The sequence below is a fragment of the Ancylothrix sp. D3o genome (assembly GCF_025370775.1).
Lineage (GTDB): Bacteria > Cyanobacteriota > Cyanobacteriia > Cyanobacteriales > Oscillatoriaceae > Ancylothrix.
The window spans coordinates 141,030-154,153 of record NZ_JAMXEX010000002.1 but is presented as its reverse complement, the minus strand read 5'-3'; the positions used below and the strand labels follow the sequence as shown (position 1 = coordinate 154,153).

The following is a 13,124-nucleotide window of genomic DNA, read 5'->3' as shown; positions in this document are numbered from 1 at the left end:
TCTTGCTTTCAGAGTCGGAAATTTGAGAAACTAAGTAAGTATTTAGCAGCGTAGCGTATTGATTAAACTTCTTTGAGAAAACAAAATTACCTCCCCTGAAAGGCACAGAGAGAGATATGTTTGAAGAAAAGGATGATCTGGCAAACATTTTAATTGTCGATGACGAGCCAGAAATTGTCTGGCTTTTAACGACGGTGCTGATGGAAAAAGGCTATAAAGTTTACCAGGCTAATGATGGCAATGCTGCTTTGGATATAGCCACCCTCAACCAATTAGATTTAATTTTGCTCGATTTGATGATGCCCGTGATGGATGGCTATGAAGTATGTCAGCGGCTCAAATTTGAGGAGTCTACGCGGGAGATTCCTGTTATTTTTTTAAGTGGCAGTGATGAAACTTTTGATAAAGTCCGAGCTTTTGCCTCTGGCGGAGTTGACTATATTACAAAACCTTGGAAACTAGCGGAAGTGCTGGCTCGTGTAGAAAATCAACTGAAAATTAGCCGCTTGCAAATACAGCTACAGCAACAAAACCAGCAATTGCAAACGGAAATTTTTCACCGTCAAGCTGCCGAAACTAAATTAAAAACTTTAAATCAACAACTTGAAGCGCTTGTTCTGGAGCGCACTACGGAACTCCAAGAGCAAAATCAACAATTAATAAATCTTCAACTTCAGTTAAAAAAATCTCTCGAAAACGAGAAATCTTTAAGTGAGCTAAAATCGCAATTGCTGAACACTATTTCTCACCAATTCCGCACTCCTTTAATGGTTATTTCTACGACTAGCGATTTACTCCATCGGAAGCTTTCTCGACTGAACATAAATGATTATGGTCAATATTTTGATAAAATTAGTGATGGAATTTCCCGTTTTGAAACACTGTTAGAAGATGTTTTAACTTTGGCGAAAATTAACGCTAAAGCCTTTAAAATAGAACCGGCTCCCCTGAATTTAACTGCAATGTGCGAAAAGTTGTTAAAAAGCTCTAAGCTAGGAGACAATAGCAACCACCAGCTTATTTTTTTAAATGACAATGCTTGCGTTGAAAAAATCTGGGCTGACCCGAATTTACTTAAAAAAGCCTTGGCTCACCTTTTGAATAATGCTATCAGATACTCGCCGGACGGAGGGGCTATTGTTTTGGAAATAAGTAGTTGTGAAGATGCTGTAACTATAACTTTTCAAGACCAAGGAATAGGCATTCCTAAACTCGACCAAGAAAAAGTTTTTGACAGCTTTTACCGGGCCAGCAATGCAAATTTAATTCCCGGTAGTCCGGGATCTGGTTTGGGTCTCCCTATTGCCAAATGGGTAATAGAAAATCACGGCGGAACTCTGACAATTATTAGCGAAGAAAATCATGGGACAACGGTTAATGTTTACCTTCCTATCAACCATTTTAAAGAGGAATAAAAGCCATAAAAATTAAAGTTTGGCCGTCTTTTTAACTTTTCCCACTTTCAGCAACCCTCTTTTAGTTCTAGCTTTGCCAGAAGTGCCGGTTTATTTTTTAAAGTCTTTTATTTATAATTTTGCCATTTTTTCGCTGTTCAGCAAACCGATAATAATTTAGATAAATATTGAAAATTTGGTTAATAAATTTTGCGTTTTCTTTTTTACCTCTCTCTTTCTGTCTCCCGAACCAACAAAAGGTAGAGATTCTTCAATTTCGTACCCAGGTAAAACCCAGGTACGAGTTAGAATTAAGCTTGAGCAGTTGCAGAATAACAAACTTTTGTGCCGCCTAAACCGCAATATCCATTTGGATTTTTTGCCAGATATTGCTGGTGATAAGCTTCCGCGAAATAAAACTCTGGGGCATCAATAATCTCGGTCGTAATTTCCCCATAACGAGCATCTTTCAGGGCTTTTTGATAGGCATCCCGTGAAGCTTCGGCTAACTTTTTCTGAGCTTCTGAATAAACATAAATTCCCGAACGATACTGCGTTCCTACATCATTTCCTTGCCGCATTCCTTGAGTAGGATTGTGGCTTTCCCAGAAAACTTTTAGCAAGTCTTCGTAACTAATTACTTTCGGATCAAATACCACGCGGACTACTTCATTATGGCCGGTCATGCCGCTGCAAACTTCTTGATAAGTTGGGTTGGGCGTATAACCGGCAGCATAGCCCACAGAGGTAGAAAATACGCCCTTTTGCTGCCAAAATTTCCGCTCTGCACCCCAAAAACAACCTAACCCAAACATCGCAATTTCTAAACCATCAGGATAAGGCGGTTTAAGGGGATTGCCGTTAACAAAATGTTGCCCCGGCACCGGTATTTCTTCGGTTCGTCCGGGTAACGCCTCAGACTGTTTGGGCATACTCGCTTTTTTGCCAAATCCAAATAACACCATTTGTTGTAACTCTAATTTTTTGTGATCTGCTTTTACATTTCTTAATATAACATTTAATTCCAAAAAATGCCGCAAACACCGGCCTACACAGCAAAGCAAGCTCAGACACAGAAGCGAGGGAAATATAAAAAAACCGGGTTTCTTTGGAAAGCCGGTTTTTTAGGCCATAGAAAAGGCCGGTTTAATGAATAGCCGCCTCAAGCGCTTCTAAATCTTGAAACATCGGCGTGCTCAGATAGCGTTCGCCAAAACTCGGCTGCACCATCACAATTAAACGACCGCGATTTTCTGGACGTTGACCGACTTTAATTGCTGCTGCAAGGGCGGCACCCGAAGAAATTCCCGACAGCAAACCTTCTTCGCGGGCCAAACGTCGGCCATAGGCCATTGCATCTTCATCGCTGACTGCAATCACTTCATCAATTAAATCAACGTGCAAGACTTCCGGCACAAAACCGGCTCCAATTCCCTGAATTTTATGGGCCCCCGGATACCCGCCAGACAGCACCGCACTTTTTTGCGGTTCAACGGCAATCACTTGAAAACTCGGTTTTCTTGCCTTTATCACTTCTGCAACACCGCTAATTGTACCGCCGGTGCCAACTCCTGCAATTAAAATATCAACTTCGCCATCTGTATCTGCCCAAATTTCCTCAGCCGTAGTTTCGCGGTGAACTTTTGGGTTAGCAGGGTTGCGGAATTGTTGCAACATATAAGCATTGGGAGTGTTTGCCACAATTTGCTCTGCACGCGCAATAGCGCCACGCATCCCCTCGGTGCCGGGGGTGAGTTCAACTCTCGCGCCATAGGCTTTGAGCATAGCTCGCCGTTCAGAACTCATCGTTTCAGGCATGGTTAAAATAAGTTGATAGCCTTTGGCTGCGGCTACCATCGCCAAGGCAATGCCGGTGTTTCCTGATGTGGGCTCGACTAAAACTGTTTTACCTGGGGCAATTTTACCCGCTTCTTCTGCGGCAGAAATCATGCTTGCACCGATGCGATCTTTTACCGACGCCGCTGGGTTCATGCCTTCAAGTTTGACAACAATTCTCGCCACACATCCTTCTGCTTGAGGGATGCGATTAAGCTGTACCAAAGGCGTGCGGCCAATTAATTCCGAAATATCACGAGCTATCCGCATAACAGTTTTGGGGAATTTGTTTTGTGTTTTGCTTAGGTTAGTAGCCATTAACTATTAACCATCTTGATTACATTGTGGTCAAATGCAGGCAGTCGTTTCGCTTTTGACACAAATCTTGTTACCTATCGGCGTTCATAAGGCTCTGGCCCCACGATTGGCAAGCCGGCGGCAATCAACCTTATTTTTATGATACTACGGTTCTTCGATAGAGTTTAAGGTTTTTGCTTGACGTTGACTGTCTCGGTGTGACATACTTCTTGTCATTGCCCTTAATCCCCTATCTCTACCGAGAAACCGTAGTTTAAGCCAAAAAAGCGATTTCTCTGATCTGTCTAGGCATTTTGTGGCAAAAACAGCGAAGAAAAACATTCTCTAAAAATGTTTAAATAATTGGGAGAATTGCTCAAATGTACACGCTTTTAAATAGTCAACCGGCAACCGAGACAGAGTTTAAATTTCATCGCCGATCTTTATTACCATTAAGGTCAAATGAACTTTGGCAAATTAAATCAGGAGTGCTGAGGACTTTTACTTGGAGTGAAGAGGGAAACGTTATTCCGCTGGGATTATGGGGCAGCGGAGATATTGTAGGTAAACCGCTATCAAAAGCAGATCCCTATACGATAGAATGCGTGACGCCGGTGGAGGCAATTCTTTTGCCGGCTTCGCAGTGGGAAAAAATTATTTCAGCCTTAATTGAGCATAACCAGCGTTTAGAAGAATTTTTAGAAATGCGGCAATGCAAACCAATGGATATAGCCTTAATCAAATTATTAACATGGCTATCTAAAAGATTTGGCCGCGCCGTTGCCGAAGGCCAATTAATTGACCTGCGGTTAACACATCAAGAACTGGCAGAAATGATTGGCTCAAATCGTGTTACTGTAACAAGAATGCTCAATAATTTTGAAAAAGAAGGTTTAATTTGCCGGGAGTCTCGCAGCGTGATTATTGTCTCGGAAACCCCGACAATTTGGCATTACGAAATTTAAGAAGAAAAGGGATAATCTCAATTTATCAAATAAAATCAAAGCCTCTTTTTCTCATACTCGCCTGTCTACTTTGCTTAACAGGCTGCTTTTGATGGAAACTGGTTAAGAAATTACCAAATTTCAGTTATTTTACAGGATCTAATATAATAGAAAGGTATAAAACTCTAACCTAGAAAAGCCATTTTAGGGGCGATAAATGTTTTATACCAATTCAAAATTCAAAATTTAAAATTCAAAATTTAAAATTCAGATGAAGTCTGGATTTGAGGTTTTAAATCTGTTGCTCTATTTTAAAGAATTGGTATTAGATGAACCACTTTTGAAGGTTACACAAGCATTTATTACCAATACTCGCTGATTATAGCCAGAAGTACAGAAAGCTTCTAAAAACCCGGTGAGGGCAAAATTTACCGGGTTTTTGCAGCAAAAATTAAGCTTCTTTAAAAAACCGAATAATTTCGCGGGCGTGGTTTAAAAATTGCCCGTCTGTGCTGAGTTGAGCAATGGCATTTTGTGCTTCTCTTGCTAACTGGATATGTTCGGCTTGATTCGTGGATCTGTGGTTTTCTAGGGCAGCCGCTAAACGGCTTAATTCAGTTTGTGTTGCTTCCCACTGGCGCTGTTGGGATGCTACCCAAGATGTGGGATATTCGGGATTTAACTTTTCCTCTATTTGTGTAACTTTTAATTCCAGTTCGTTAAACCGGCTGCGGAGTTCCACAATATCTTCGCGGGGATATAAAAACTGGCTACGAATCATCGTTAAACGCATCGCTAAATATTTGTAAGCCCGTATTGCTGGGCGTAGAATAGTTAATAGCAAAGCAGCAGCAGAACTGATATAGCCAACTGTGCTTATCCCTGTTAAAGCTAGGGTGTAAAGCGCAATAGCTGACAAAAGGTGAAGCGCGATAGCTACCAAAAATGAACGATTAGCTAAAGTTTTAACGTAGCTAATTTGGTTCTCGTCAACAGGAATATTTTTTTCCCTTGATTCTGCGGCCTCTGCTAAAACTGATTTAGATTCAAAGTGAATATTCCAAGGAACCGTAACGATGAGTAATAACCATTCAAAAGTAGCAGCCCCAATTACCCAATCTAAGAAGTTTCCAGCAGGAATGTGTAACCATTGCAGAATGGCGTAAACTAGCAAAATTAAAATGCCAAAAACAACGCTAAAACCGGCAAAATTATACATTTTTGCGTCCTGTGTAGAGTGTTGTTTTGATTGTGAATCAACTTTGCCGGTTAAATAAATAGTGTGTGACGCTATCAAGAGTGGCGGGATATCAAGAGTGGCGCAGGCGTCCCGCCTGCGATTACCCTACAAGCGCAGGCGGGACGCCTGCGCCACTGGGATGCCGGCCCTACATAAACCGGCAAAAAAGCCCTAAGCCATCACCATACCGCCATCAACATTAAAAACTTGACCGGTGATATAAGCAGCAGCAGGATCAGCAGCCAAAAAGCGAACCATACCGGCCACTTCATCCGGCTGACCATACCGGCCAAGGGGAATAAACTTTAAAATTTCATCAGACTTCAACCCACTCGTCATATCCGTAGAAATAAACCCAGGCGCCACAGCATTCACCGTAATACCGCGAGAAGCAAATTCCTTAGCCACCGTCTTTGTAAACCCAATTACCCCAGCCTTTGCAGCGCTGTAATTTGCTTGTCCGGGGTTGCCCATTTGACCGGCCACAGAAGCAATATTAATAATCCGACCCGAACGCTGTTTTAACATCAACTTGCTGACAGCTTTTGTACACAAAAAAACCCCCGACAAATTCAAATCAATCACCGCTTGCCAATCTTCAAGCTTCATCCGCAAAAGCAAAGTATCGCGCGTAATACCGGCATTATTTACCAACACATCAATCCGGCCCCATTTTTCAACCACCGCATCAAAAATACCATCGACTTGATCAGCCTTAGAAACATCCGCTTGCAATGCCAAAGCCTCGCCACCTTGGGCAGCAATTTCTGTTACGATTTCATCGGCTGCTGTACTCGAAGAAGCATAATTAATAGCAACCTTTGCCCCCTGAGTTGCTAGGGCCAAAGCTATCGCCCGACCAATACCCCGACTCGCGCCGGTGACGACGGCAACTTTATCTCGTAACTGTTGTAAATTCTCTGGCAATTTTTCCATTACAAATCCCTAATCAAATCAAAACAATAATCAAACTTGTTGGAAATTGTTTCCATCTCAGAACCCAATAATTTTAGGATTATTCTCTACCCACAAGCAAGTAGTTTCAGAAAAACTAATTTTGCTCACCTCGAAGCAGAGAAAGAGGAACAAACCGGCCAAATTTCCCGGTTAGAACCCATTTTTGGCCCCGCAATCAAGCTTTTTGCTACAGCCAACCCGCTTGATCTCAGCAGCCGGAATCAACTTTAGCAGAACAAATTTCCCATCCCCACCTAAGCATCACCCCTCCCTAACTTAGGCCAGCTTAATGCTAATTATTTTCAATAAACCTAAAATTTTGAAAGAAAAAGCAATCAAAACTTTACATACCTCAACAGCCACGCCAAGAAACGTTAAGGTTCATTGCGAAAATTGCAATAAACCAGACAGGTTATGGTAACTTTTATCAGAGAAAGCAAAGGTTGCAGAACAAAAGAGGGAGAACACTTTGAATCCGCATCTGCTTCAACAATCCAATGATTTAACTCGTGAAAATATCGGTGAGTATGTGGCCCACCTTCAGCTACACATGACGTTACAAGCACGGAATCTATTACCCGCGCTTACCCACGCCACAGACAGCCGAGAAAAGCTTTTACAGCAAACCCAGGCAGATTTTGAGAAATTTGTTTCTCGCACGCCCCTGTAGTTTGTTGCAGTTAAGACCTTGCAAAAAAACTTAAAATATGCTTCTTTCCTCAGAGCTTTTCTGCTCTGATTTTTTATGCTTTTCTGAGGAAGCAGCAGAAAAACCCCATCACCTCAACCATGCGTCTTAACCCCATTCAACCGGCCATTCTTTTCAGCCTGAGCACCCTCGCCAGTGCCAATTTAACATCCACCGCCACAGCCCACACCCCACCCCCACTCAACGGCGAAATTTCCCACAAAGCCGCAGATTTACAACAAAACCCCCTAAAAAGTATTGAACCCGACACAAATATTAACCCCCATTTTGTCATTTCAAACCCTATTTTCTCTCAAAACTTCACCGGCACAATTATCAAAGAAATTCAGATCCAATTTGTCAACTCAGAAGGCGAAACAATAGACGAAAACAATCAACAAATTGAGGGAAAAACCCGCAAAGAATTTATCGAAGGAGAATTAAAACTAAAAGCCGGTCAATTGTTTAACCCCGACTTAATGGAACAAGATATCTGGCGACTACAGCGGCTTGATCTTTTTAACAAAGTAGACGTTTCTTTTAGCCAAGATGCTGCCGGTGTCACCATCACCTACAACATTGAAGAACGCCGGTATGGTAACTTTACCTTTGGCGGCGGAAATAGCGGCGATATCGGTTTATATGGTCAAATTGGCTACCGGCACACCAACCTCAACGGACTAAACGATCAGCTACGAATCAACACCCAAATCAGCGGTAAAGACTTTCAATATCGGGCCGGTTTTATTAGTCCCTATCGCCGGTTTCAACCCAACCGTTTCGGTTATAGTGCCCAAATATTCCGCAGCCGAAACTTTTCCGAGACTTTCAATGAAGATATCGATTTACCAAACGGCGATGACATGAGAGAAGGCAGATTTGGAGGTAGTTTAGGATTACTACATAACATTGGCGATTGGAATAGTCAACTCGCTTTAAATTACACCCGAATTAGCATCCGTGATCAAGATTGGCGAGTTCAAAATATCGATAAATTTGGCAATCCTGTTAGCCTTAGTAACACCGGCATTGATGACTTATTCACCGTTTCTTTTGGAATGGCCCTAGATCAACGCAATCGCCCCTCAAATGCTTTTCAAGGCTCCTTGCTCAGTTTCAGTACCGAGCAATCGATTCCAGTGGGCTTAGGAGAAGTTTTTATGAACCGTTTAAGAGCAAATTATATTCAATATCTGCCGATAAATTGGCTCGGTTTAGGAAAAATTGACCTAGAAAAAGACCCAGAATTAGCCGAAGTTTTGGCATTTAACGTTCAAGCCGGCACAATCATAGGTGATGTAATTCCTGCCGAAACGTTTAATCTTGGTGGATTAAATTCGGTGCGAGGATATGCAGGCGCAGAACTTGCCAGCGGTCGCAGTTTTCTGTTAGGAAGTGTGGAATATCGCTTTCCAATTATTAGGCCGGTGGCGGGGGTAGTGTTTGCAGATTTTGGTACAGATTTTAATTCAGGAGATAGCATTGTAGGAGAACCAGGGCCGGTACGCGATAAACCGGGCACTGGTTTCGGCTATGGTATTGGTGTAAGAGTCAAATCTCCTGTAGGTTTAATTCGTGGCGATTTAGGCATCAATGATCAAGGAGATATTCGCTTTGAAATTACCACCGGCCACAAGTTTTAAATAAATCAATGGTCATTTTTCAACACAGCAAGAAATGACAAATGATCATTGATAAATGGCACCTGACTAATCACTAATTACGCCTTTAGTTCTGAACATTTCCGCCGTACTTTTAATAAAACTAGCCAGGGGAACAGCAATTAATAAACCTAAAACACCGCCGAGTTTTGCCCCCAACAATAAAGAAATAATAATCCAGACAGGATTGAGGCCGGTGAAACCGCCTAAAACGCGAGGCGCAATAAAATTAGCATTAATTTGATCAATCAACATCGCCACAAATAAAACTTTTATTCCTAACCAAAAATTTTGTAAAGCCAGCAAAAAACTCACCAACGCAATACCAATGCCGGTGAGAAGAGGAAATAAAGCCATTAAACCCAAACCAAAACCAAATAACAAAGCCAAAGGCACTTGTAAAGCCAAAAAAGCCAAAGTCATTGCCACACCACTAATAGCAGCAAGAGAAATTTGACCAATAAAATAATTATGAAAATTTTGCCGCAAAGACCGGCGCACAACCGGCCCCACATCCGAAGGGAACCATTGAAACATTCCATCCCACACTCGTTGACCATGTAACAACAGATAAAACGTTAAAACCGCCGCTAAAAATATATTAAAAATACTGCCAATCGTATCAATAGCAAAACCAAGCATTTTACCTGTTAAAGTTTGCAATTGTTCCGACAGACTGTTTGTGAGTTGAATTGCCAACCCACTTAAATCAATAGGAAGATTGCGATCCAAGGCCCAGCGGTTGAAATCTTGAATTTGAAAACTTCCAGAATCTATCCAAAACGGAAGACGTTTAGCAAACTCATTAAGTTGTTGCCAAATAATCGGAACCAGAGTAATAGCTAAAGCCAGCAAGATTAATAAAGTAATCAAAAAAACTAAAGTCACCGCATTTTGGCGAATTACACCTTTTTGCTGAAGAAAATTAACCGGATAATCGAGGACAAAAGAAAGCAAAATCGAAGCTACAAAAATATTTAAAAGCGGTTGTAAATAATTAAAAATTAACAATAAAAGCCAGCCGTAGAGAACGGCCAAAGGAAACGCCAAAATCCATAAAACCCACTTGGGTAACTTATTAACGGGTCGCATCATAAACGATTCAGGATTAATTATGGAGAAGGACAAAAGCTATGCGCTACCCGCACAACCATCCCTTAGTGCATCCCGTGCATTGATGTTTATTTGTGTTCATCTGTGGTGGTTGTACACTAAACCTTCACCTAATTAAACCGCTTTTAAACATCAGCCGATACATCGCTCAAAGATAGCGCATTGTTCAACCGGCTGGAACAGCATTGATCACGGCCACTAGCCTTAGCAGAATATAAAGCACAGTCAGCCTCAGCAATTAGATGAGAAGGTTCCCACTCCGTAGTCGGCACCACACTGGCAACACCCACACTCATCGTCACATACTGATTGGAAGAGCGCCGATGAGGGATAGACAACCCCTTAACAGCCCTGCGGATAGACTCAGCAATATAGAGAGCCTCCTCCCAATCAGTAGAAGGCAACACCACAGCAAACTCCTCACCCCCATAGCGGGCGACCAAATCCCCTGGACGATTCAGCGAAGCGCGGATAGCCGCTGCCACTTTTTGCAAACACTCATCGCCGGCAATGTGACCGTAAGTATCGTTATATAACTTAAAAAAGTCAACATCACATAACAAAAGCGACACAGGATTGCGAACAGAGAGCGAGCGTTGCCACTGCTCAGCGAGAAATTCATCAAATCGGCGGCGGTTGGCCACACCAGTCAAACAATCGCAACTTGCCAAACGCTGCAATTCCATATTTGCCAAAGCCAACTGCTGATAAAGTTCAGCTTGCTGAATCGCAATTGATAGCTGGTTAGCCAAAGAAGACAACAACTCAACCTCCTGCGCCTGCCATTGTCTGGGGGCGCGGCAGTGATTTGCCACCAGCAGACCCCACAGCGGACGGGAATGGCGGCGGGGGCCATGAGAAGACAAATTATCCCTAGCCCCAAGCATTGTAGACAGAGACAGAGAAGTATCCACACTGTCGTACAAAATCGGCACCACCAATAACCCTTTAACTTGAGCCTCTTGCAACAGAGCCAAATGAGGAACAGTCACACTTTGCCGGTTAACATCCTCAACAGTATAAACATGACCTCTTTGATAATAAGAAATGCAAGTTTGGGTAAATTCCGATACCTGCATACTTCTCGAATGCAGATGAGTCCAGCCAGAATCAACAGATTCTACCGCCACCTTCCCAGTCCAGTCTGGTTGAAAGCGATAAATCAACACCCGATCTGTATCAAGAAACTGCCGCACTTCCTCCACAGTAGTCTTGAGGATAGTTTCGATATTAAGAGACTGACGAATGCGGTCACGCACCACAGACATTAAACGTTCACGCTTTGCCGCAACCCGCAGAGCCTCCTCAGCTTGCTTGCGTTCGGTAATATCCGAAACAACCATCAAGCCGCTGCAAATTTCGCCCTCTTCATTTTTCACACCACAGGTGTGCAGTTGATAGTGTCTTTTGTTGTAGCAAATTTCCGTAACAGTGCTTTCACCGGCCAGAGTTGCCTTATAAATAGGTTTAAGCTGCTTGCTGATTTGGCGTGGTAGCACTTCAAAATAAGTTTTTCCTTCCAATGACTCGCGGCTTAACCCCACCATCGTCAATCCCTGCCCTTCTGCCAGCAAATACCGGCCTTCTTTGTCAAACAAAAGCACCGCACCATTCGGGAAGTTTTGCGCCAGCGTCCGATAAAGCTGCTCACTGCGTTTCAAGGCGGCTTCGGCTTCTTGCTGCTGAGTAATATCCCGACAAGCACCCAACACAGCCACCACTCGTTTACCATCCCAAACGGGACGCACAGAATCGTGCAGCCAGCGTATCTTACCGCTTTTAGTAATAATTCGGTATCTGGTGGTAACAGGGTGATTTTGCAGCAACCTCTCAAAGGATTGGCTTGTCAAAACCAAGTCTTCTGGATGAATTATTTGGCCCCAGTCGCCGATGCGGTGTAATTCTTCCAAACTGTAGCCGGTGATTTCTTGGAATGATTCTGTCACCCATTTGGTGACTACTTGCCCCTCTGGAGTAACGCTGGCAGAAAACACATAATCTGACGCCGGTATTATTGGGTTGTTATTTTTTGACGCGGGTGGACGGTAGGGGATGTTGTCCATCCTCATCAGAGCTTGCGGAATAGGGCTGGTTGTAGTGTCTGTATAAATGCCAACCAGCTTTTGAAATAAATCCGAAAGCATTTCATAGCGAACCTGTGTGCAGCGCAGTTCGCTGATATCTTGACCGGCACCCCATAGCTCTGCTTTTGTTGTCCTTAATACTCGCCATGTCAAACAACGATAGCTCTTATCTCTGTGCCGGCAGCGTAACTCTATTTCAAAACTTTCTCCCACAGCGCAAGATGCCACCTCATCTAACCACTTCCCCCTGTCTTCTGGATGCAGCAACTCTACCCATGAGGCTTGCAGATCCCCTTGTTTCCAACCCAGCACGCGCTCCCAAGCCAAATTATAAGGCCGCACCGATCCGTCTTCTCCCCAGCGGCAAAACAAGTCAAAGGAAACTGTGAATAAGTTTTGCTCTTCTGTGAGCAACGAGGACGCATCCCAAAAACCAGGCTTCATGTTTTTTTTGTATTGAGAAGTTTATATTTTTTAATATCGGGCTTTTTGCTGATTTGGCTGGTGATAGGAATGATTACTGTTCTGTGAGAATTCTGTGCATACAGGCTGACGCAAGTGCCCTTTTGTGTGTGATCTTTATCACTTGGGGCTGTGATTTTTTTTGCGGGCCTTAGTGATGTTGGCTACACCGGCACTGAATGGCTACTGGTTTTCCCCCTTTTTAGGTGATTTTTAACGATAATTTTGCTACATATCTGCCGCTTTGCCTAGCCGCCGGTTTTAACCTGCCCCTCAGAAAATCGTGTCATTGGCTACTTTTTCCCCCGCTCTCTGCTATTTGTGTGCAACTAATTTAAAATCACTCCATCTCAAATTAAGCACGGAATTGATCAATCCACACCCCTTTGTTAAGAAGTTTTTCACCCCGGCCTGCAATTTGGTTATTTGCGGCTAATGTTGGGTTTGC

The 13,124-nt window shown here is 43.0% G+C and carries 10 protein-coding genes; 4 read left to right on the top strand and 6 right to left on the bottom strand.

Annotated elements, in window-relative coordinates; all coding sequences use genetic code 11:
- Nucleotides 1–116 precede the first annotated feature (116 nt).
- Nucleotides 117–1,415: a hybrid sensor histidine kinase/response regulator gene (locus NG798_RS04865; protein WP_261220686.1), complete on the top strand. Its 1,299-nt coding sequence runs from the start codon at nucleotides 117–119 to the stop codon at nucleotides 1,413–1,415.
- A 290-nt stretch (nucleotides 1,416–1,705) separates the two neighbouring features.
- Here NG798_RS04865 and msrA read toward each other — a convergent pair whose 3' ends face one another.
- Nucleotides 1,706–2,359 carry a peptide-methionine (S)-S-oxide reductase MsrA gene (gene msrA, locus NG798_RS04860; RefSeq protein WP_261221523.1) on the bottom strand — a complete coding sequence of 218 codons (654 nt, stop codon included), beginning with the start codon at nucleotides 2,357–2,359 and terminating at the stop codon, nucleotides 1,706–1,708.
- A gap of 181 nt (nucleotides 2,360–2,540) precedes the next feature.
- Nucleotides 2,541–3,500 (bottom strand): cysteine synthase A, encoded by a 960-nt coding sequence (gene cysK, locus NG798_RS04855; RefSeq protein WP_261220685.1) that lies wholly within the window; start codon nucleotides 3,498–3,500, stop codon nucleotides 2,541–2,543.
- 407 nt (nucleotides 3,501–3,907) lie between these two features.
- Between cysK and NG798_RS04850 the strand changes: the two genes are divergently transcribed.
- Entirely contained in the window at nucleotides 3,908–4,492 is a 585-nt protein-coding gene (locus NG798_RS04850) for a Crp/Fnr family transcriptional regulator (protein WP_261220684.1), read from the top strand.
- Nucleotides 4,493–4,922: 430 nt separating this feature from the next.
- Here the strand turns inward: NG798_RS04850 and NG798_RS04845 are convergent, their stop codons facing one another.
- Nucleotides 4,923–5,690 (bottom strand): hypothetical protein, encoded by a 768-nt coding sequence (locus NG798_RS04845; protein ID WP_261220683.1) that lies wholly within the window; start codon nucleotides 5,688–5,690, stop codon nucleotides 4,923–4,925.
- A 192-nt stretch (nucleotides 5,691–5,882) separates the two neighbouring features.
- Nucleotides 5,883–6,647, bottom strand: a complete 765-nt coding sequence (fabG, locus tag NG798_RS04840; protein ID WP_261220682.1) for a 3-oxoacyl-[acyl-carrier-protein] reductase — start codon at nucleotides 6,645–6,647, stop codon at nucleotides 5,883–5,885.
- Nucleotides 6,648–7,137: 490 nt separating this feature from the next.
- Here fabG and NG798_RS04835 point away from each other — a divergent pair, with 490 nt between their 5' ends.
- Together NG798_RS04835 and NG798_RS04830 are read left to right on the top strand one after the other, a co-directional pair.
- Nucleotides 7,138–7,338, top strand: coding sequence for a hypothetical protein (locus NG798_RS04835; RefSeq protein ID WP_261220681.1), 201 nt, complete (start codon nucleotides 7,138–7,140; stop codon nucleotides 7,336–7,338).
- A 119-nt stretch (nucleotides 7,339–7,457) separates the two neighbouring features.
- Nucleotides 7,458–8,999 carry an outer membrane protein assembly factor gene (locus NG798_RS04830; protein ID WP_261220680.1) on the top strand — a complete coding sequence of 514 codons (1,542 nt, stop codon included), beginning with the start codon at nucleotides 7,458–7,460 and terminating at the stop codon, nucleotides 8,997–8,999.
- A 66-nt stretch (nucleotides 9,000–9,065) separates the two neighbouring features.
- On the opposite strand, the gene NG798_RS04825 is transcribed toward NG798_RS04830, so the two are convergent.
- Both NG798_RS04825 and NG798_RS04820 read right to left on the bottom strand, forming a co-directional pair.
- Nucleotides 9,066–10,112, bottom strand: coding sequence for an AI-2E family transporter (locus tag NG798_RS04825; RefSeq protein ID WP_261220679.1), 1,047 nt, complete (start codon nucleotides 10,110–10,112; stop codon nucleotides 9,066–9,068).
- A gap of 143 nt (nucleotides 10,113–10,255) precedes the next feature.
- Nucleotides 10,256–12,658: a diguanylate cyclase domain-containing protein gene (locus NG798_RS04820; RefSeq protein ID WP_261220678.1), complete on the bottom strand. Its 2,403-nt coding sequence runs from the start codon at nucleotides 12,656–12,658 to the stop codon at nucleotides 10,256–10,258.
- Nucleotides 12,659–13,124: the final 466 nt, after the last annotated feature.